Source organism: Kutzneria sp. NPDC051319 (assembly GCF_040682195.1).
GTDB lineage: Bacteria > Actinomycetota > Actinomycetes > Mycobacteriales > Pseudonocardiaceae > Kutzneria.
This window is the reverse complement of sequence record NZ_JBFBAM010000069.1, coordinates 15,140-37,446: the sequence shown is the minus strand read 5'-3', so window position 1 is coordinate 37,446 and position 22,307 is coordinate 15,140. Positions and strand designations below refer to the sequence as shown.

Below are 22,307 nucleotides of genomic sequence, written 5' to 3'. Positions count from 1 at the left end.
GGGCGTTGATCGCCGACTACTACCCTCGGGTGATTCCTTGAGACGAATCCCGGAGGGGGCAACGCGTTGCGTCGCGCGTACGTGGTCGTCGGCATTCTCGTGCTGACGGCGTCCTGTTCAGGCAAGCCCAACGACCTGCGGCACTACGCCACCCAGGACCCCGTGGCCACCACCACGTCGACCGCCGCGCCGAGCACCACCCACACGACCACTGTGGCCAGGCCGACGACCACGACGGCCGACACCGCGGTCATGGCCGCACAGCTCACCGCCGGCCTGATGACCGACGCCTCCGTGCTGGACATCGGGTTCCACCCCAGCGTGCCCCAGAAGTCGACGGTCCTGGCCTCGCTGCCCGTCTGCGGCGCCTCGCTGAGCAAGCCCGCGGCGGCCGTCGCCGGCGCGCAGACCGGCTGGATCGGCGCGAGCTCCGTGACGACGCTGACCGAGTACGTGGCCGCCTACCCCAAGACAACCACCGCCGCGCAGGTGCTGGCCGCGACCAAGGCCGCCTTGACGTGCTCCCAGGCCACCAAGTTCATCCTCGCCAAGGCCCCGACCGGCGTCGACGCCAGCTACAGCTGGTGCGAGACGGGCAGCCAGATCAGCTGCACCCTGCTGCTGGCCAAGGGACATCTGCTGGCCCGGGCCCAGATCGTCACCACGCTGGAGACCAAGGCCCAGACCCTGCTCAAGGACATCGCCGTCCCGGCCGCCGCCCGCCTCGCGGCCACGGACTGACGTCCGGCTCGCCGCCGTCGGACCGAGTCCTCGATCGCCGCGCACCTGTCCGGGGTGCGCGGTGATCGAAGACGCCAGGCCGCAGGACTAGCGTTCCCGGCGGGGGCAACCGGTCCCCCCTCGTGGCCGGTTGCCGCCCACGTCCTGTCTACCGGGTGCGTGTTGTTCGGTGTCGCCGGAAGTCATCCGAACAACGAGCCGTGAACAACGCGCAGGGGTTGCGTGGGGGTTGTAGAACGGGGGAATCAGCGGTTCTGCGACGGGAGTGACAAGGATGTCCAGCGAGCAGACGCACGTGATCGTGGGCGCCGGCATGGCCGGCGCCAAGGCAGCGGAGACATTGCGTGCGGAGGGCTTCGACGGTCGGATCGTGCTGATCGGCGCCGAGCAGGAGCGGCCGTACGACCGGCCGCCGCTGTCCAAGGGCTACCTGCTGGGCGACCAGGACCGCGACAGCGTGTTCCTGCACTCGCTGGGCTGGTACGGCGACAACCACGTCGAACTGCTCACCGGCCGCCGGGTGTCCCGGCTGGACCGTGAGGGGCACGCGGTGGAGCTGGCCGGCGGCGAGAGCATCGGCTACACGAAGCTGTTGCTGGCCACCGGGTCCTCGCCCCGGCGGCTCAGGGTGGAGGGCAACGACCTCACCGGCGTGCACTACCTGCGCCGGTTCGAGCAGTCCGACGACCTGCGCGAGGCCTTCGCCAACGGCGGGCGGGTCGTGGTGGTCGGCGCCGGCTGGATCGGGCTGGAGACCGCCGCCGCGGCCCGAAAGGCCGGCTGCACGGTGACCGTCGTCGAGCCGGCGGAGACGCCGCTGCACGCTGCGCTCGGCCCGGAGATGGGGGCCGTCTTCGCTGACGTGCACCGGCGGCAGGGCGTCGAGCTGCGCCTCGGCGTCGGCGTCACGGGCTTTGTCGGCGCCGGCAAGGTTTCCGGTGTCGCCACCGACGCCGGGGAGATCCCCGCCGACGTCATCGTCGTCGGCGTCGGCGCGCGGCCCAACTCCGAACTGGCCGAGGACTCCGGGCTCACCGTCGAGAACGGCGGCGTCGTGGTCGACTCCGCGCTGCGCACCTCCGATATCGACGTGTTCGCCGCCGGCGACATCGCCAGCGTGCCCAGTTCTCGCTACGGCCAGCGCATTCGCGTCGAGCACTGGCAGAACGCCGTCGATTCCGGCCCCGCCGCCGCGAAAGCGATGCTGGGTCAGGACGTCGTGTACGACCAACTGCCCTATTTCTTCACCGACCAGTACGACATCGGCATGGAATTCGCCGGCTGGTTCGCGCCCGGCGGATACGACCGCGTCGTCACCCGTGGCGATGTCGAGGGCCAGGCCTTCTACGCCTTCTGGCTGGCCGGCGACCAGGTCGTGGCCGGCATGCACGTCAACCAGTGGGACGACGGCATCGGCCCGGTGCAGGAGCTGATCCGCAGCCGCCGGGCCGTCGATGCCGACCGGTTGGCCGACACCGCCACCCCCATCGTTTGATTCGTTGCACGGCCTCGTCGGGCGCTTGCCGAACAACGGCAGGCGCCCGATCGTGGTCGGCGACGAACGACGGGGGTGGGGGATATGCCGCGTGGTGAGCGATCGATTCATCCGCAGGAATGGGAAAGCTGCTTTCCGGGCATCGAGTATCGCACCCCGTGCCACTAGGGGGAGCCATGTGGGATCTGGGGTGGCGGCAGATCGCGGCGATCGATGCGGCGCTGGCTGACGGGGTGATCGACCAGCGGGGGTGGCACGAGGCGATGGCGGGGCTGCTGCGGGTGCCGTACCTGACGGCGAAGACGCCGTGGGAGCAGTCGGGGAAGTCGGGGGGCGAAGAGGACCGGGTGCGGACGAGGAAGGTGGTCACGGAGGCGGTCGATCGGGGCGGGACCTTCCTGGATGTGGGCTGTGCCAACGGGTATCTCATGGAGTGCGTGGCGATCTGGGCGCAGGAGAAGGGTCTGGACGTGGAGCCGCACGGGGTGGACATCGTGCCGGAGTTCGAGCTCAAGGGCCGGATCGAGGTGCCGCACGAGGACCCGGGCGGGGTGCGAAAGCTGCTGTGGGTGGATCAGTCGTGATAGCGGCGGAGCCATTCCAGGGCTATGGCGCGGCCGTCGGGGACGAAGTCGGTGGCGGGGTCGCGGAGCTGCGCGGCCACCTCGTCGAGGTCCATCCAGCCGCCGGAGACGATCTCCTCGGGCTGGTGGACGACGGGGCCGTCCCACGAGGTCTCGTAGACGAAGTTGTGACAGCGCACCGGGGGCTGGTCGAAGGTGAAGCGGTACAGGAAGGTCAGGGGCGCGCCGGTGATGCCGAGCTCCTCGGCCAGCTCGCGCAGGGCGCCGTCGGCGGGGTCCTCGCCGGCGTCGACCACGCCGCCCACGCCGCAGTCGCGCAGGCCGGGGAAGACGTCCTTGTCAGGGCTGCGGCGGTGGACGTAGACGCGACGGCCGTCGAGGGAGCGGACGAGGATCGCGGTGGCGGCGTGCCACAGGCCCTCGGCGCGCATGCGGGCCCGGGTGGTGGAGCCGACCACGCAGCCGTCGGCGGAGTACAGGGCGATCAGCTCGTCGGCGGCCACGGGGCGATTTTCGCACGTCAATGAACCGTGACCGGAAGTGAGGCGTATTCGACCGGGACCCTGCCGGATCGAGGAGCCGATGGTGAAGAAGAGCATCAAGGTGGCGGTGGCGGTACTCGCGCCCATCGCTGTTCTGGGGACCTGTGCGGCCGTCATGCAGGCCGCGAACGCCGATCCCGTCGCCCTGCAGCCCAGAGTGACCCTGACCGGCACGGTGCTGCCCAAGCTGGCCCAGTCGACCCGCACGGGCGACGTGCCGGCGGACAAGCAGCTGTCGGTCGCGGTGAGCATGGCGCCGTCGAACTCCAAGGACCTGGACGCGTTCGTCAAGCAGGTGAGCGATCCCCGCTCGCCGAGATACGGCCAGTACCTGACGCCGGAGCAGTTCGCGGCCAGGTACGGGGCGTCGCAGAACCAGGTGGACCAGGTCACGACCTACCTGAAGTCGAAGGGCCTGAAGGTCGACTCGGTGGCCGCCAACCGCCTGATCGTGGACGCCAGCGGCCCGGCCTCGGCGATGGAGCAGACGTTCGGCAGCAAGCTGTCGACGCGCCGCGACGCCAAGACGGGCCAGGATTACTACGCCAACGACACGGCCCTGAGCCTGCCGGGCAACCTGGCCTCCGCGGTCAGCGACGTCGCGGGCCTGGACAACCACCGCAAGCTGACGCACCCGCCGGTCAAGCAGCGGGCGGTTCGCGGCGTGACGCCGGCGAATCTCAACGGGGCGTACGACATCAAGGGCGTCAACGCCACGGGTGCGGGCCAGCAGGTGGCGGTGTTCGAGCTGGATGCCTTCCAGCAGCAGAACATCGACGCCTACGACCAGCAGTTCGGCCTCACGCCGCCGAAGCCGCTGGTCAAGACGGTCGACGGCGGGGTGGCGCTGGGCGAGGGCCAGACCGAGGTGGAGCTGGACATCGAGGCGATCCAGGCGGTCGCGCCGAAGGCCCAGCAGACCATCTTCGAGGGCCCGAACAGCAGCCGCGGCGTGATCGACACGTACGCGGCCGTCGTGAACAGCAGGATCCCGGTCGTGTCGATCAGCTGGGGCGGCCCGGAGGAGGCCGGCACGCAGGCCGACCTCCAGGCCCAGGACACGCTGTACAAGCAGGCCGCGGCCCAGGGCCAGAGCCTGTTCGCGGCCTCGGGCGACAGCGGCTCCGACGACATCGGCAACGGCGGCGCCAGCGTCGACTTCCCGGCCAGCGACCCGTTCGTCACCGGCACCGGCGGCACGCACCTGGTGGTCGGCGCCAACAACGCCCGCACCAGCGAGACGGGCTGGGACGGCTCGGGCGGCGGCAACTCGAAGCTGTTCGCGGCCCCGGACTACCAGGCCAACCTGGGCAGCCAGGTCCGCATGGTGCCGGACATCGCGGCGGACGCGGACCCGGCGACGGGCCTGGCGGTGTTCAGCAAGGGCCAGTTCGGCGTCGTCGGCGGCACGAGCGCGGCCGCGCCGCAGTGGGCGGGCTTCACGGCGCTGTACAACCAGCTGGCGGCGGCGGCCGGCAAGCCGAACCTCGGCTTCGCCAACCCGGCGCTGTACAAGCTGGCCGGCACGACGGCGCTGCACGACATCACCAGCGGCAGCAACGGCGCCTTCACGGCGACCAAGGGCTACGACCGGGTGACCGGCCTCGGCAGCTTCGACGCCGCCAAGTTCGTGCAGGCCATGCTCGGCAACTGATTCCGTTATGCAGGGAAGGACGCCTTACCCGCGTTGAACGAGGGTAAGGCGTCCTTCCCTGCATAAGCCGGGGTCGTTCTCAAGGCGGATGTGGGGTCGCTACGTCAGGATGATGCCCGGTGATCCACAGGGTCCCTAGCGTCGTGCAGCGTGAACCCAAGGATCGTCACCCGACTCGCCCTGTCGGAACTGCGCGGCCACCCCGGCCGGACGCTGCTGCCCGGTCTGGCGCTGCTCGTCGGCGTCGCCTGCCTCATCGCCTCGCTGATGCTCGGCGACGCCATGAACAGCGCCGTGAAGGCGGGCGCGGAGCGGGTGCCGCAGTCGGTGGGCGTGGTCGTGTCGACGATCGGGGCGGAGAGCCAGGCCCCCGACATCAACGCCGTGGCCCAGCAGCTCGCCGGCGCGCCGAACATCGCCAAGGTCGTGCCGGTGCAACAGGTGTCGGTCGACGTCGTCGGCGCGGACGGCCGCGCGCTGCCGAACCGGGTCACGGCGGCGATCGACCCGGGTGACGCCTCCCTCAACCGCTACGCCCTCCAGGACGGCCGCACGCCGGCCGCCGACGGCGAGGTGGTCATCGACAAGGTCACGGCGTACCAACGGCATCTGTCCCCGGGCAAGAAGATCACCGTGGTCGACGCCGGCGGGCGCCCGGTCCAGGTCACCGTGGTCGGCGTGACGCAGATGGGCGCGCACACCGACGAGCCGTTCATGATCGTCGGCAAGGATCTGGCCACCAAGCTCAACCCCAGGTTCGACACCACCGAGCTCGACCTGCTGCTCGCCCCGGGGACCAGCGACGTCACGGAGCGGGCGAACCTGGCCCAGCAGCTCGGCACCGGCGTCAGCGTGCGCACGGGCGACGGCGAGCGGACCCTCCAGAGCTCCGACAACACGGTCCGCGTGCTGCTGTTCCTGTTCAGCCTCCTGGCCCTGGCGACCTCGGTGTTCGTCGCCGGCGCGACTTTCCGCGCGGTCTACCTGCAACGCCAGAAGCAGACGGCGCTGCTGCGCTGCGTCGGCGCCGACCGGACGCCGATCGTGTGGGCCAACCTGATCGAGGCGCTCATTCTCGGCGGCCTGTCCGGCGCGGCGGGGGCGCTGCTGGGCGGGCCCGTGGCGCGACTACTGGGCTGGATCCTCGACGTCACGGGCGTGTCCACGATGCTCGGCGCCACGCAGCTGGAACCGGCGGCGCTGCCATCCATCGGCTACCTCATCACCGGCATCCTCGTGGCGGCGGCGCTCAGTGCGTTCGCCGCCGTGCGGCCATCCCTGGCCGCCGCGCGCATCTCGCCGCTGGCGGCGCTGCGCCTGGCCGGCGAGGCGACGCCGGAGCGCCGCGCGGTCCGTGCCCGCACCATCCGCGGCTGGCTGCTCGTGGGCGCGGCCGTGGTGTTCGCCCTCGGCGCGCTGGCCACCCAGAAGTCCATCGGCTCCCCGTTCTTCGCCCTGTTCTCCGGCATCGCCGCGGTCGCCGGTGTCTTCGGCTCGTTCGGGCCGCGCGTGGTGCCGTTCATCGGCCGCGGCATCGGCTGGGTCGCCGGCCGGATCTTCGGCCCGCACGTGAAGCTGGCCGGCATCGAGCTGGGCCGGGTGCCGCAGCGCGCCGCCTCCGTGGCCATGCCGCTGGTGCTGGCCAGCGCGATCGTCGCCGGCGCCGTGGTGCTCATCGGCACGGCCCGCGACCTCAGCTTCGCGGGCCAGGACTCGCGCACCCCGGACGCCCAGATCATCGACACCGGGCACCGCCCGCTCGGCCCGGACGTGCTCAAGGCGGCGCAGCAGCCCGAGGTCGACCAGCTGCTGCCGATCAGCGGCGCCGGCAGCGGCATCACCGTCAACGGCGCGCGCATGGGCGTCGCCGGCGTCGACCCGGCGCGGCTCGACGCGTACCTCCAGGCCGTGCACCAGCCGGCGGCCACCAAGTTCGGCCCGGACAGCGCCCTGGTCGGCGGGTGGCGGCTCGGCGAGAACAAGGTCGCCGTGGGGCAGCAGATCACCATCAGCGGCCTGGCCGGCGGGCCCAGGACCGTGACCGTCGCGGGCACTCTGCCCGCGGTCGACCTGGACTTCGCGGAGGTGCTGGTCGGCGACCCGAGCCTGGCCCCGGTCAGCGCGGTCGTGGTCACCGTGAAATCCGGCTTCGACCAGGGCGCCTACCGCAGCGCGGTGCTGGCGGCCCTGCCCAGCTCGCCGACCGTCACCGTGACCACGGCCTCGCAGAGCTCCGACGAGACCCAGCGCAACCTCGACCTGGCCGCCGTGATGCTGATGGTGCTGCTCAGCCTGAGCGTCGCCGTGGCGGTCACGGGCATCGGCACCGCGCTGAGCATCTCCGTGCAGGAACGCCGCAAGGAGGTCTCGCTGCGGCGGGCGCTGGGCGTCACCCGGCTGGGCGTGACGGCCGGCATCCTGTCCGAGGCGGTGCTGCTGGCGCTGACCGGCCTGATCGGCGGCACGATCCTCGGCACGGTGTACGCGGAGCTGCTGATTGCCGGTCTCGGCGTGCACACTTGGCCGAGCCTGCCCTGGGGCCAGTTGGCGATCGGCGGAGTCGCGGTGGTGACGCTGGCCGTGCTGGCCGCCGTAATGCCTGCTCGGACGGCGTCCCGGGTGCAGCCGGCGGCGGGACTGGCCGGATCATGAGGCCGGTCACCCTGCTCGCATGTCGGTGCGAGGTCGTAGGCTGCTGACATGCGGCGGATCATGGGCACCGAGGTCGAGTACGCCATCACCGTACCCGGCGACCCGACGGCCAACCCGGTGTTGACCTCGACCCAGGTGGTGTTGGCGTACGCGGCGGCGGCGGAGATCCCCCGGGCCCGCCGGGCCCGGTGGGACTACGAGGTGGAGTCGCCGCTGCGGGACGCGCGCGGCTTCGACCTCGGGGCGCCCGGCGTGCCCCCGTCCGACCCGGACGTGGAGGACCTCGGCGCGGCCAACGTCATCCTGACCAACGGCGCCCGGCTCTACGTCGACCACGCGCACCCGGAGTACTCCGCGCCCGAGGTCACCAACGCCCGCGACGCGGTCATCTGGGACAAGGCCGGCGAGCGGATCATGGAGCAGGCGGCCATCAAGGCCGCCTCCGTGCCCGGCCAGCCGCGGCTGCAGCTGTACAAGAACAACGTGGACGGCAAGGGCGCCAGCTACGGCACCCACGAGAACTACCTGATGTCCCGCAGCACCCCGTTCACCGCGGTGATCGGCGGCCTCACGCCGTTCTTCACCTCGCGCCAGGTCGTCATCGGCTCGGGCCGGGTCGGCATCGGCGCCACCGGCGACCACGCCGGCTTCCAGCTGTCCCAGCGGGCCGACTACATCGAGGTCGAGGTCGGCCTGGAGACCACGCTCAAGCGGGGCATCATCAACACCCGCGACGAGCCGCACGCCGACGCCGACAAGTACCGCCGGCTGCACGTCATCATCGGCGACGCCAACCTGGCCGAGTACTCCACGTACCTCAAGGTCGGCACCACCGCGATCGTGCTGGACATGATCGAGTCCGGCAAGCGCTTCGACGACCTGCGGCTGGCCGATCCGGTGCGCGCGGTGCACACCATCAGCCACGACCCGACGCTCAAGGCCACCGTCGAGCTGTCCGGCGGGCGCAAGTTCTCCGGCCTGGACATCCAGTTCGCCTACCACGAGCGGGCCTCGCGCTACCTGGAGTCCGAGGGCAGCGGCGACCGGGTCGCCGCGCACGTGCTCAAGACCTGGGGCGAGATCCTGGACGCGCTGCGCCGCGACCCCATGGAGTGCGCCGACCGGCTGGACTGGCCGGCCAAGCTGCGGCTGCTGGAGGGCTACCGCAACCGCGACAACCTGGCCTGGGGCTCGCCCCGGCTCCAGCTGGTCGACCTCCAGTACTCGGACGTGCGGCTGGACAAGGGCCTGTACAACCGCCTGGTGGCCCGGGGCTCGATGAAGCGCCTGGTCAGCGAGGAGGAGGTGCTGGCCGCGGTGACCACGCCGCCGGAGGACACCCGCGCCTACTTCCGTGGCCGCTGCCTGGAGCGCTACCCCAGCGCCGTCGCCGCCGCGTCCTGGGATTCCGTCATCTTCGACATCGGCCGCGAGTCGCTGGTCCGCATCCCCACCCTTGAGCCCCTGCGGGGCACGAAGGCGCACGTCGGGGCCCTGCTGGAGGCCGCGAACACCGCCGAGGAGCTGGTCGACGCCCTCACCAGGGGCTAGACACGCGTTGATCACGACCCGAGTGGCTGAAGGACGAATGTCGGTGCCGCTGGGTAGTGTTGAAGCAGGCCAACCAGTCACCGGGAGGCGGCCATGGCTCAGGAACAGGTTCAGCGTCAGGGTGGGGGCGACGGCGACGACGGCGGCGACGGCGCCGCCGCCGCGGGTCAGGAACGCCGGGAGAAGCTCGGCGAGGACGTCGACGCCATCCTCGACGAGATCGACGACGTGCTTGAGGAGAACGCCGAGGACTTCGTGCGCGCATACGTGCAGAAGGGCGGCGAGTAGGCCCGCACGGGCCTACACCCGTTGACACCGACTCCACCGGCGGCAGGAGAGACAGCACTACATGGAGCACAACTCGAACACGGGCGCGGCGCTGCCGGCGGCCTACCTCGCGTCGGGCACGTCCTCGTTCGTGGACTTCCTGCGCGCCCAGGCGCCCGAGCTGCTGCCGTTCAACCGGATCGCGCCCGGCGCCCGGCCGCTGGAGCTGGCCCACGGCACCACGATCGTCGCCGTCGCCTACAAGGGCGGCGTCCTGATCGCCGGTGACCGGCGGGCCACCCAGGGCAACGTGATCGCGCACCGGGACATGGACAAGGTGTACGTCACCGACGAGTACTCGGCCGTCGGCATCGCCGGCACGGCCGGGCTCGCGGTCGAGATGGTCCGGCTCTACCAGCTGGAGCTGGAGCACTACGAGAAGCTCGAAGGCGTCACCATCACGCTGGACGGCAAGGCCAACCGCCTCGGCGCGATGATCAAGGGCAACCTGGAGGCGGCCATGGCCGGCCTCGTCGTGCTGCCCCTGTTCGTCGGCGTCGACGTCGACTCGCCCGACCAGGACCGGGCCGGCCGGATCGTCACCTACGACGTCACCGGCGGGCGGTTCGACGAGCACGCCGGCTACCACTCCATCGGCTCCGGCTCGGTGTTCGCCAAGGGCTCGCTGAAGAAGCTCTACGACCCGGACGCCGACCAGGATGCCGCCGTGCGGACCGCCATCGAGGCGCTCTACGACGCGGCCGACGACGACTCCGCCACCAGCGGGCCCGACCTGGTGCGCCGGATCTTCCCGGTCGTCATCACCGTCGACGGCGCCAACGGCGCCGTGCGGGTGCCCGACGAGACCACCGCCGCGGTGTCCGAGGCGGTCGTCGCGGACCGCACCCGCAACTGAGGCCGGCCGCGATGACGCATCCACGAACCACAGGAGCCGCACAGTGACGTTGCCGTTGTACGCATCCGCCGAGCAGGTGATGCGGGACCGCTCGGAGCTCGCCCGCAAGGGGATCGCCAGGGGCCGCAGCGTTGTCGTGCTCACCTTCACCGATGGCGTGCTGTTCGTCGCCGAGAACACCTCGTCGACCCTGCGCAAGGTGTCCGAGATCTACGACCGCATCGGCTTCGCCGCCGTCGGCCGGTACAGCGAGTTCGAGAGCCTTCGCGTCGCCGGGGTCCGGCACGCCGACCTGCGCGGCTACCAGTACGACCGGCGGGACGTGAACGCCCGCTCGCTGGCCAACGCCTTCGCCGGCCTGCTCGGCTCCATCTTCACCGAGCAGATCAAGCCGTTCGAGGTCGAGGTCTGCCTGGCCGAGGTCGGCGCCGGCTACGGCGGCGACCAGCTCTACCGGCTGACCTACGACGGCTCCATCGTCGACGAGCCCAAGTACGTGGTCATGGGCGGGCAGGCCGAGGCCATCTCCAACGCCCTCAAGGAGACCTACCAGGAGGACGCCGCGCTGGCCGACGCCCTGCGCGTGGCCGTCGAAGCCTTCGACGCCGGAAGCCCGGCCACCAACGGGGACCGTCCGCTCGAGGTGGCGGTGCTGGACCGCAACCGCTCTCGCCGAACCTTCCGCCGTATCCAGGGCGCCGTTCTGGAGCAGCTGCTGGCCTCGACCAAGCCGGCTCCCGAGGAGCCCGCCGCCGAGGAAGCGCCGCCGGCCGAGTCCGACGCCGGCTCGGAGAGCTGACCCGAGCAGAACCGCAGTTCACGAGGGACCCTCCGACATCTGTCGGAGGGTCCCTCGTGTTACATGGCTCTTCTCACCCGTGACCGACCCGGGGTTTGTCCCAATTGTCGGTTTGTGAACACCGTGTGAGGTCTTTAGGCCTTTCGGTCTCTTTGCGATTCGGTGTCCCGTCGGTGAGGATCTCACCGGGGTGTGGATCCGGTGCGGCTCGCTTCAGAGCCGTGTCCCGGCCACACAGGGGGAAGGAAATACATGGCCGTAGTGAGGCTGCCGCGCGCCCTTTTCCGGACGCGTGTGCTTCTGTTGGGGATCTCCGGGCTCGTCGCCGGGTCCCTGCTGTCCGCGCCGGCGCCGGCGATCGCCGCCGCCGCGATCCCGGACCAGGCGCCCACCGAGACGCTGGCCCAGCAGTACGCCCGTGAGGGCAACAAGAACGTGCTCGTCACCTCGCGGCTGAGCGAGACCGAGGAGGTCTCGGCCCAGCCCGACGGCTCGATGGTGTGGCGCGAGTACACCAGACCGGTCCGGGTCAGACGCGGCGACCAGTGGGTGCCCGTCGACACGACGCTGGCCGTGCGCCCCGACGGCAGCATCGGCCCCAAGGCGTCCACAATGGACATCTCGCTGTCCGCGGGCGGCCCCGGCTCGGCCGCGCGGCCGCTGGTGAAGGTCGGCAACAAGGGGGCCGAGGTCGGCCTCGTGTGGACCGGTGATCTTCCCAAGCCCACTGTGGACGGTGCGACGGCCACCTATCCCGAGGTGTGGCCGGGCGTCGACCTCGCGGTCACCGCCGACACCATGGGCTTCTCCGAGGTGCTCGTGGTCAAGACCGCCGAGGCCGCGAAGAACCCGAAGCTGGGCAAGGTCACCTTCGGCACGTACACCAGCAACACCAAGGTGCGGGCCAAGGCCCAGGCCGCCCCCGGCAACGACCTTGAGGTCGTGGACAACTCCGGCGCCGTGGTCTTCGCCGGCGACGCCACCCGGATGTGGGACTCGTCGGGCGTGGGCGACCGGACCGCGCAGGTCACCGGCGGCGCCGACGGCGCCCGGCGGGCCGACATGCGGGCCGACGTCACCGCGAGCGGCGTGACGGTCAGCCCCGACACGGCCTTCATGGCCGACAAGGACACCAGGTACCCGGTGTACATCGACCCGGAGTACTTCTGCTCCAACACCTCCTGGTGCGGCATGCAGCACCACGCGGTCGTGCAGTCCGGCTTCCCCGACGCGCGCAACTACGACAACTCCGGCGGCACCTTCAGCGAGCTGCTCAGCGGCTACGAGACCTCCGACCGAGCCAAGATCTCGCGGTCGTACATCCAGATGAACACCGCGCCCATCGTCGGCAAGTCCATCCACTGGGCGCACCTGAACACCACGGTCACCCACACCTGGAACTGCTCCGGCGCCGGGGACAGCGAGCTGTGGTGGACCGGCCCGATCGACGGCAACACCACCTGGAACAACCAGCCCGGCTGGAACCAGCAGATCTCCAACGCCAACGTGGCCAACTGCCACGACGCCGGCAACGTCACCCAGGTCTTCGAGGCGTCCGACCTGATCCGCCGGGCCGCGTCCGAGGGCTGGCAGGCCGGCACCTTCATGATCAAGGGCGCCACCGAGGGCAACGTCTCCGCGTGGCGGAAGTTCGCGCTCAACCCGTACCTCGAGGTCGCCTACGACTCGCAGCCCAACAACCCCGCCAACCTGAAGATGGCCAACGGGGCGCTGCCGTGCGTGAAGGGCGACAACCGGCCCTGGCTGGACACCAAGACCCCCGAGGTGCAGGCCACTGTGTCCGATCCGGACGGTGGCAGCCTGAGCGTGCTCGTCGCGACCAGCGGCGGCACCTACGGCCACGACGTGCCCAACAGCTACCGGGACAACGGCGCCAACCGCTTCGGCGTCGGCACGCCCGGCCCGAACCAGGGCGCGACCGCGCAGTACACCATCCCGGCCGGCTGGATCCCGACCGACGGCATCTACAAGTGGGCGATGCGGGTCGGCGACGGCGAGATGGATTCCCCGCACTGGGACTGGGACTGTGAGTTCACGGTGGACACCGCCGTGCCGAAGGCGCCGACCGTGGCGCTGACCGGCCAGCAGCCCCAGTTGCAGGGCGATCCGGTCTCCTTCACCGTCTCGGTGCCGCTGGCCACCGCCGGCCTGGACGACATCGACCGCTTCGTCTACACGACCGACGGCAGCGACCCCAGCGTGCAGGGTTCCCCGACGGCCAAGCGTAATCCCGGCCTCGATGCCAATGGCAACGTCACCGCCACGGTGAACGCGACCGCCGTCAACGGCAACCAGAACCTGATCCGGGTCAAGGCCGTCAGCAAGACCAGCAAGCCCGGTCCCAACGGGACCTGCATGGGCGGCAACGGCCTCGACGCCGCGGCCTGCGCCTACATCGTCGAGCCGCTGACCCCGGAGAAGGGGCTGGCCGGCGCCTGGGGCCTGGACGACCAGGGCGGCCCGACCGCCTCGGACAACGTCGCCACGCTGCGGGCCGGTGCGACCCCGCACCCGGCCACCCTCAACGGCGATGCCAACTGGGACCTCGGCTACAGCCGCGGCGACTCGTGGTCGCAGCCCGACCAGGCCGGCAACAAGGACGGCGTCCGGGGCGGCATGCACTTCGGCACCACCGGATACCTGGCCACCGCCGGGCCGGTGCTCGACACCAGCAAGACGTTCACCCTCTCGGCGTGGGCGAAGCTGACCGACATGAGCCCCAACAAGCCGCACGCGGTCATCGCGCAGGAGGGGGCCCACTCCAGCGGGGCGTTCATCGAGTACTCCTCCGACGCCAACGCCTGGACGTTCAACCTGCCCGACAGCGACGCCGACAACCCGGCCAACGCCCGGGTGGTGTCCAAGGCCGCGCCGCAGCTCAACGTGTGGACGCACCTGACCGGCACCTACGACTCGGTGACCGGCCAGGCCACGCTGTACGTCAACGGGGTCAAGCAGAACAGCCTCGTGCGGCACGGCTGGAACGCCACCGGCGCGCTGCTGGTCGGCGCGGCGAAGTGGGGCAGCCAGCGGGGCAGGGCGTTCAACGGGGTCATCGACGACGCCCAGGTGTGGCAGCGGGTGCTGTCCGACGCCGAGGTGCACGCCCTGGCCACGGCCAGTGTGCCCCGCGCCCAGTACAACCTGGCCGAGGGCGCCGCGACGCTGCTGACCACCGGCTCCACCGGCTCCGGCGACAGCTTCACCCCGGCCCCGGTGCCCAGCCTCCAGGGCTACTGGAAGCTCGACGAGACCGACGGCGCCTCCGCCGCCGACAACGGCAACAGCGGCAACGGCCTCGCCCTGCACCCGCTGACGCTGTCGGGCGGAACCTCCTGGGTGGCCGGCAAGTCCGGCAACGCCGTGCACATGGACGGCAGCGCCTACGGCCAGGCCTCCGGGCCCGTGGTGGACACCAGCCGCTCGTTCACGGTGTCGGCCTGGGCCAAGCTGGAGGACGTCAACGGCTACTACGGCGTGGTCGGCCAGCCGGCCAAACCCGGTGGCACGCTCGGCTTCCTGATGCGCTACTCGACCGACGTGCACGCGTGGATCTTCGGCCTGAACAGCTCGCCGGACGACAGCGCCGCCGCCGCGCAGATGAACTGGGCCTACGAGCCCAACAGCGTCACCACGGCCGGGCAGTGGACCCTCGTCACCGGCGTGTTCAACGCCGAGACCAAGACGCTGCAGACCTACGTCAACGGCAAGCTGTCCGGGCAGAACAAGTTCGCCGGCACGCCGTGGAACGCCGCCGGCCAGTTCAGCGTCGGCGGCTACGACGTCGGCGGTTTCACCCACCAGTTCAAGGGTTCCCTCGACCAGGTGCAGGCCTGGCAGACCGCGCTGACGCCGTCGCAGATCGCCGGCCTGGCCGGACTGTCCTACACGGACAGCACGTGGAACTTCCCCGCCGGCCAGCCGGGCACGCCGGCCGGGGCAGTGGCCGAGGTGGCCGACCGCAACGACGGCGCCGGCGCCCAGTTCACGTGGGACGGCACCGTCACCGGGCAGCATCCGGAGGCCCTGCGCACCGACGGGTCCTACACGATCGAGGCCTGGGTGCGGCTGGACACCAACGACGACTTCACCCGCGCGGTGGCGTCGATGGACGACGGCAGCGGATTCAGCCCGCTCATGTTCGGCTTCCGCAAGGACGACCAGACCGTGGGCAAGTGGGACATCGGCCTGTCGTGCGACCAGCACCAGGGCTGCCTGACGCTGGCCTACAGCGACGCCGGGGCCGAGCGCGGGGTGTGGACGCACCTGGCCGCCACCTACGACCTGGTGACCAACAGCGCCTGCCTGTACGTCAACGGCCAACGCCAGTCCACGTGCACCAGCGGCGGCAAACCGCCGTACAGCGCCAGCGGGCCGCTGCGCATCGGCAAGGCTCAGTGGGGCGGCAACCTGGTCGACTTCTGGCATGGAGCGATCGCCGGGCTGCGCGTGTACTCCGGCGTCCGCACGCCGGACCAGATCAAGGGCGACCGCACCGCGGACGACCCGGGCAACCTCTTCGGGGTGAGGCACTGATGCGCGCGGGGGGATTCCGGAAGATGAGCGATAGTCGAAGACTGCCGCGGGCCGGTTGGGCTCGCGCGACGGTGGCCGCCCTGGTCGCCGTGATCATGGTGGTCGGCGAGACCCAGGCCGTGGCCGCGCCCAAGGGCGGCTGGCACGGGCTGGGCTGGGACCTGCCGGAGCTGCAGAAGCCGATCAACGTGACCGGCAGCCCGGACAAGCCGCATCCGTTGCCCGCCACCAAGGAATCGACGCTCAAGGCCCCGCCGAAGGTGGCGTGGCCCAAGGCCGAGCAGGCCGACGTCGACCTGCCGGCGACCGCCGCCGGCCGGGCCATGCCGCACGCCGCCGCGGCCGGCAAGTCGCCGGTGACGGTGACCCGCGGGCACGGCAAGGACGCGGCCGGCCGGTTCAGCGCCAAGGCCGACGCCGCCCCCGCCGCCCACGACAAGGGCACCGTGCGGGTGGAGACGGTCGACCACTCCATCGCCCAGAAGGCCAAGATCCCCGGCACGCTGGTGCGGCTGTCCCCGGTCTCCGGGGACACCTCCGGACCGGTGTCGGTGGACCTGGACTACTCGGCCTTCACCGACGCCTACGGCGGCGGCTACGGCCAGCGGCTGCGCTGGGTCTCGTACCCGGACTGCATCCTGACCACGCCGGAGAAGCCGTCCTGCGCGGTGCCGACGCCGATCGACTCCGTGAACCAGGAGCAGGACCACCACCTGGTCGGCGAGCTGACCCTGCCCGCTCCGCAGCGTTCCGCCAAGGCCGCGACGGCCGGCAGCGGCGGCGCGGTCGTCGGCGCCACCTCCGGCCCCAACTCCGGCGGCGGCGACTTCTCGGCCACCACGCTGTCCCCGTCCGGCACCTGGACGGGCGGCAGCTCCTCGGGCGACTTCTCCTACACGTACCCGATCGGCCTGCCGGCTCCGGCCGGCGGCGCCGCGCCGCCGCTGAAGCTGACGTACTCCTCGGGCGCGGTGGACGGACTGACCTCGGCCACCAACAACCAGCCGTCGGTGTTCGGCGACGGTTGGGAGCTGTCCGGGGCCGGCTACATCGAGCGCAAGTTCGAGTCCTGTGCCACCGATCTGGGCGGCAACAACGGCGACAAGAAGACCGGCGACCAGTGCTGGGGCACGGACAACGCCACCTACGCGCTGGGCGACCGGTCCGGGCAGCTGGTCAAGGACGCCGGCAACGGCTCGTGGCACCCCAAGAACGACGACGGCTCCAGGATCGAGCACCTCACCGGCGCCGGCAACGGGGACGACAACGGCGAGTACTGGAAGGTCACCACGACCGACGGCACCCAGTACTTCTTCGGCCTCAACCACGTTCCCGGCTGGCACGACGGGCTGGCGGACACGCAGTCCACGTTCACCGAGCCGGTGTTCGGCAACAACGCCGGCGAGCCCTGCTACAAGGACGGCGACTTCGCCGGCTCCGCGTGCACCCAGGCCTACCGCTGGAACCTGGACTACGTGGTCGACCCACACGGTAACGCCGAGGTCCTGCACTACCAGCCGGAAACCAACTTCTACGGCCAGAACAACAACTGGACCGACCCCGGCGTGCAGTACACCCGGGGCGGGTATCTGACCGAGATCGACTACGGCTACAACGTGAACGTGGCCGGGGCCGGCCTGTTCGACGCCGCCCCCGACCGCGTCGTGTTCGACACCACCGAGCGCTGCCTGCCCGGCGGCGCGGTCACCTGTGACCCCGGGGGGCTGTCCAAGGACACCGCGAACTCATGGCCGGACGTGCCGGCCGACGAGATCTGCAACTCCGGCGACGCCTGCAAGAACAACATGAACCCGTCGTTCTTCACCCGGCGCCGGGTCACCGCGATCAGCACCTTCTCGGGCGGCACCGCCGTCAACCGCTGGGATCTGGCCCAGTCCTTCCCGCAGACCGGCGACGGTTCGGCCAACGCGCTGTGGCTGGACGGCATCACCCGGACCGGCCTGACCGGCGGCAGCCTCGCCCTGCCGCAGACCACGTTCGTCGGCACGGCCATGCCCAACCGAGTCTTCCCGGGGCAGAACGACCTGACCGGCATCACCCGCAACCGGATCACCTCGGTGGTCAACGAGCAGGGTGGCGTCACCTCGGTCGACTACACCGCGCCGGACTGCAAGGGCGGAACCCCCGCGCCGGAGGCCAACTCCTCGCGCTGCTACCCGGTCTTCTGGTCGTACCAGGGCAACAAGGAACCGCAGATCGACTGGTTCAACAAGTACCTGGTGACCGACGTGCACGAGGACGGCCGGACCTCGCTGTCCCAGCAGACCCACACCCATTACGACTACGTGGGCGGATCCGCCTGGCACTACGACGAATCACCGCTGGGCGACCCGAAGTACAAGACGTGGTCGGTGTGGCGGGGCTTCGGCGCCGTGCGCACCACCAAGGGTGATCCGGACGACCCGGCCGGCCCGCCCAGTGTCAGCGTGACGACGTTCATGCGGGGCATGGACGGCGACACCCTGCCGTCGGGCACGCGCAGCGCGTCGGTGACGGACTCGATCGGGGAGAGCATTCCCGACAGCAACCAGTTCCGTGGCATGACAAGGGAAACCCAGCAGCTGCTGGACGGCCACGCGATCTCGGGCACCATCACCGACCCGTGGAGCTCGGGCGCCACCGCCACCGGCAACGGCATGCAGTCGTTCCTCACCGGCAACGGGGCGACCCGCAACCGCACGTGGATCGCGGCCGCCAACGCGTGGCGCACCACCCGCATCGCGACCACCTTCAACGGCGAGGGTCTCGCGACCGCGGTGGAGGACGACGGCGACGTCACCGACCCGTCCCAGGCCAACTGCACCCGCACCACGTACGCCTACAACACCGGCGCGTGGATGCTGAACTTCCCCAGCCAGGTGCAGAAGGTCACCGGCGCCTGCGTGGGGTCGAACCTGGCCCGCAGCAACAACATCATCGCCGACACGCAGACGTACTACGACAGCAACGGGCTCGGCGGCGGGCCGAGCGTCGGCAACGTCACCAAGTCGGAGAGCCTCAACGGCTGGCCGTCCGGCGGGGCCGAGGGTTTTGTCAACGCCGGCACCACCTTCGATACTTACGGCCGGGTCAAGTCCAGCACCGATGAGCTGGGCCGCACCACACTGACGGATTACAGCCCGGCCGCCGGCGCACCGTCGAAGATCACCACCACCAGCCCCTCGCTGGGCGGCACGCTCGGCAGCTTCACCTCGGTCAAGAACTACGACGCGCCGTCCGGCCTGATGACATCCACAGTGGACCCGAACAGCCGGGTCAGCAGCGCGAGCTACGACCCGCTCGGCCGCATCACCGCGGTCTGGGGGCCGGGGCACGACAAGAACCACAGCGGGCCCGCGGACGTCAAGTACGAGTACGTGGTCTCGAAGGACAAGCCCTGCCTCCAGGTGACCGAGGCGCTCCAGTCGTCCGGCGGCTACGCCGTCACCTACCACCTGGTGGACGGGCTCGGCCGGACCGTGCAGGCGCAGGCGCCGACCCCGTTCACCTCGGGGCGGGTCGTCAACGACACCCTGTTCGACTCCCAGGGGCGGCAGTGGAAGACGCACAACGCCTTCTGGAACGGGGATTCCGGGCCGAACGGCACCCTCATCACCGTGCTGGACCCGGCCGTGCCCAGCACGACCCGGATCCAGTACGACTCCGCCGGGCGGCAGACCGCGGCGATCTCCCTGCGGGACAACACCGAGCTGGCCCGGTCCACCGTCCGCAACGACGGTGACCGCACCACCACCATCCCGCCGGCCGGCGGCACCGCCGAGACCGTCATCAACAACGCCCGCGGGCAGATGGCGCGGCGGATCCAGTTCCACGACCCGGCGCACACCGACCCGGGCGACGCCGCCGACACCACCAGCTACACGTACACCCCCAGTGGGCAGCTGGCGTCCGTTGTGGACAGCACCGGCAAGAACAGCTGGACCTACACCTACGACGCACGGGGCGAGAAGGTCGCCACCACCGACCCGGACGGCGGCACCACCAAGGCCGTCTACGACGCGGCCGGCCAGGTTCTGTCCACAACGGACGGACGCGGCAGGACCATCGCCTTCAAGTACGACGTGCTCGGCCGGCCCACCGGCGAGTTCGAGGGCAGCACCGCCGGACAGCCGCTGTCGTCGTACAGCTACGACACCCTGCTCAAGGGCCTGCCCACCCGGACCACCCGGTTCGTCAACGGACAGCCCTACGCCGCAACGGATGTCTCCGGCTACGACAACGCCAACCGTCCCACCGGGACCAAGGTGACCATCGTCGGCGAGGCCGGCCTGGCCGGCACGTACTCGTTCCCCGTCACCTACGACTCCAACACCGGGAAGGTCGCCACGACCAGCAGCCCCGGGGTCGGCGGGCTGCCGGAGGAGACGATCTACCACGGGTACGACGCGTACAACAACCCGACCACGACCCTGGCCGCCAGCACCGGGGGCGTGACCACGTCGCTGGTGTCGGAGACCACCTACGACCCGTTCGGCAAGGTGCTGCGGGAGAACTTCGCCGCCGCCACCGACCCGAACCAGGTCTCCACCACCAACACCTACGACGACTCCACCGGCCGCCAGGCCAGCACCCTGTCGGTGCGGGCCACCACCAGCGCGCCGCAGATCGTCAACCGCACCTTCGGCTACGACGCGGCCGGCAACGTCACCAAGGTCGCCGACACCCCGGCCGGCAGCGGCTCGGACGTCCAGTGCTTCAGCACCGACTACCTCCGTCGGCTCACCGAGGCCTGGACCCCCGGCAGCGGCAAGTGCGACGACCCGCGCAGCACCGGCGGCCTCGGCGGCGCCGCGCCGTACTGGACGAGCTGGACCTACGACCAGACCGGCAACCGGCTGACCCAGACCCAGCACACCGGGTCCGGTGACACCGTCGCCAAGTCCACCTATCCGGCCGCCGGGGCCAAGCAGCCCCACGCGTTGCAGTCGGTCGAGACGACGACGCCGACCGGCACCAGCAAGATCGACCTCACCTACGACAACGCCGGCAACCTGCTGACCAAGGACAAGCAGAACTTCACGTACGACGCCGAGGGCCACGTCGCCACCGCGACCGGCCTCGACGGCAAGCCCGTCAGCTACGTCTACAACACCGACGGATCCCGGCTGGTCACTCGCGACTCCTCGGGCACCACTCTCACCGTCGGTGACGTGGAGCTGTTCGTGCCGGCCGGTTCCTCGACCGCCCAGGGCACCCGCTTCTACAGCCACGGCGGGGCCAAGGTCGCCGAGCGCAGCTCGACCAGGGGCCTCACCTGGGTGGTGTCCGACGCCCACGGCACTGCCACCGCCCAGGTCAACGCCGGCAACCTCGCGGTGTCCCGGCGCTACCAGGATCCCTTCGGCAACGCCCGTGGGCCCGCGCCGTCCGTGTGGAACGACAAACACGGCTTCCTGGACGGCTTCCAGGACACCTCCGGGCTGACCCATGTCGGGGCACGGGACTACGACCAGAGCACCGGTCGTTTCACCCAGGTCGACCCCCAGTTCGACCTGACCGATCCCCAGTCGTGGAACAACTACGCCTACAGCGGCAACAACCCGGTCACGTGGTCCGACCCCTCCGGCAAGGGCTTCTGGGACGTCCTGGCCATCGTCGCCGTCGTGGTGATCGTGGTCGTGGTGATCGTGGCGATCACCGTCACCACCTGCGGAGCCGGCGACGTCGCCCTGGCCGGTGTCGCCGGCGAGGGCCTCGCCCTCGGCGGCGCCGAAGCCGGCGCCGACGCCGTCGGCACCGCGGCCGAGGCCGCCGCTCCGGAGTTCACCACCACCACGGAGCTGGTCCCGGAGACCACCACCACGACCGAGACCACCGTGACAACGGAGGTCAACGCCGAGGCGGCGGCTGAGCCGGCGGCGACGGAGACGGCCGCCAGCACCGAGTCCGAAACGGCTTCGACGGCCAGCGACGAGGCCACCAGCTCGGAAGCGGCCCCCAGCGAGGCTCCCAGCAGCGAGCCCGCCCCGGCCGAGGAGCCGGTCAAGACCGGCGCCGGCAACTCCTCCGAGCCGGCCGGAAACGGCGGTGGTTCCGGTGGCGGTGGCTCTGGTGGATCCGGCGGTGGTGGCGGAGGCGGCAGCAGCGATCCGGCACTGTTCCGGGGGACAACGGAGGGCTACTCGGGAAGCCCCGGCACGATCGATTCGGGGTTCACGCCGACGTCCACCGACCCCGGCGTCGCGACGATCTTCGCCACGCACGCGGCGCAGTACGGCGACGCGGTCGTGCAGGGCTTCCTGCCCGGCACTCTCGAAGGGGTGGAGACGGCCAGCGGCTACATTGCCGCGGAAGCCGAGGTCGCGGTGAACCTGAGTGCGGAGGCCCTCAGCCAACGCGCCAGTTTCCAGATCAGCGTCGCGGCGGCCCGGGGTATTCTGTCCAAGATCGGGATCGACATCCCGGGTCGGGTGGCACTGTCCGATCTCACCTGGACACTGCAAGAGGTGCCGAAGTTGAGCGCCGGCCAGATTGAACAGTTCATCCAGGGGGCGCTCGACATTGGCTGACCACCGGGTTGAAATCATC

At 70.7% G+C, this 22,307-nt stretch carries 12 protein-coding genes; 11 read left to right on the top strand and 1 reads right to left on the bottom strand.

Features of this window, described 5'->3' with window-relative positions; all coding sequences use genetic code 11:
• Nucleotides 1-66: 66 nt before the first annotated feature.
• From AB0M73_RS40045 to AB0M73_RS40035, 3 genes are all read left to right on the top strand, one after another.
• The gene (locus AB0M73_RS40045) at nt 67-741 is read left to right on the top strand and encodes a hypothetical protein (RefSeq protein WP_363902880.1); all 675 of its coding nucleotides are present in this window, start codon (nt 67-69) and stop codon (nt 739-741) included.
• Between the two features lie 274 nt (nt 742-1,015).
• Nucleotides 1,016-2,236 carry an FAD-dependent oxidoreductase gene (locus AB0M73_RS40040; RefSeq protein WP_363902877.1) on the top strand — a complete coding sequence of 407 codons (1,221 nt, stop codon included), beginning with the start codon at nt 1,016-1,018 and terminating at the stop codon, nt 2,234-2,236.
• 176 nt (nt 2,237-2,412) lie between these two features.
• The gene (locus tag AB0M73_RS40035; RefSeq protein WP_363902874.1) at nt 2,413-2,820 is read left to right on the top strand and encodes a hypothetical protein; all 408 of its coding nucleotides are present in this window, start codon (nt 2,413-2,415) and stop codon (nt 2,818-2,820) included.
• On the opposite strand, the gene AB0M73_RS40030 is transcribed toward AB0M73_RS40035, so the two are convergent.
• A complete protein-coding gene (locus AB0M73_RS40030; protein ID WP_363902915.1) occupies nt 2,811-3,308 on the bottom strand; it encodes an NUDIX domain-containing protein in 498 nt (165 codons plus the stop codon). The two genes, AB0M73_RS40035 and AB0M73_RS40030, sit on opposite strands and share 10 nt — an antisense overlap.
• Nucleotides 3,309-3,405: 97 nt before the next feature.
• Between AB0M73_RS40030 and AB0M73_RS40025 the strand changes: the two genes are divergently transcribed.
• The 8 genes from AB0M73_RS40025 to AB0M73_RS39990 all read left to right on the top strand — a co-directional run bounded on the left by AB0M73_RS40025 (nt 3,406) and on the right by AB0M73_RS39990 (nt 22,288).
• Entirely contained in the window at nt 3,406-5,016 is a 1,611-nt protein-coding gene (locus tag AB0M73_RS40025) for a S53 family peptidase (protein WP_363902871.1), read from the top strand.
• Nucleotides 5,017-5,166: 150 nt separating this feature from the next.
• Nucleotides 5,167-7,668 (top strand): FtsX-like permease family protein, encoded by a 2,502-nt coding sequence (locus AB0M73_RS40020; protein WP_363902868.1) that lies wholly within the window; start codon nt 5,167-5,169, stop codon nt 7,666-7,668.
• Between the two features lie 48 nt (nt 7,669-7,716).
• Entirely contained in the window at nt 7,717-9,219 is a 1,503-nt protein-coding gene (dop, locus tag AB0M73_RS40015; RefSeq protein ID WP_363902865.1) for a depupylase/deamidase Dop, read from the top strand.
• Nucleotides 9,220-9,312: 93 nt separating this feature from the next.
• The gene (locus tag AB0M73_RS40010; RefSeq protein ID WP_043725488.1) at nt 9,313-9,507 is read left to right on the top strand and encodes a ubiquitin-like protein Pup; all 195 of its coding nucleotides are present in this window, start codon (nt 9,313-9,315) and stop codon (nt 9,505-9,507) included.
• A 61-nt stretch (nt 9,508-9,568) separates the two neighbouring features.
• The gene (prcB, locus tag AB0M73_RS40005; protein WP_363902860.1) at nt 9,569-10,402 is read left to right on the top strand and encodes a proteasome subunit beta; all 834 of its coding nucleotides are present in this window, start codon (nt 9,569-9,571) and stop codon (nt 10,400-10,402) included.
• Nucleotides 10,403-10,445: 43 nt separating this feature from the next.
• Nucleotides 10,446-11,201, top strand: a complete 756-nt coding sequence (gene prcA, locus AB0M73_RS40000; protein ID WP_363902857.1) for a proteasome subunit alpha — start codon at nt 10,446-10,448, stop codon at nt 11,199-11,201.
• A 252-nt stretch (nt 11,202-11,453) separates the two neighbouring features.
• The gene (locus AB0M73_RS39995) at nt 11,454-15,758 is read left to right on the top strand and encodes a LamG-like jellyroll fold domain-containing protein (protein WP_363902854.1); all 4,305 of its coding nucleotides are present in this window, start codon (nt 11,454-11,456) and stop codon (nt 15,756-15,758) included.
• A gap of 23 nt (nt 15,759-15,781) precedes the next feature.
• Nucleotides 15,782-22,288 (top strand): RHS repeat-associated core domain-containing protein, encoded by a 6,507-nt coding sequence (locus AB0M73_RS39990; protein WP_363902851.1) that lies wholly within the window; start codon nt 15,782-15,784, stop codon nt 22,286-22,288.
• Nucleotides 22,289-22,307: the final 19 nt, after the last annotated feature.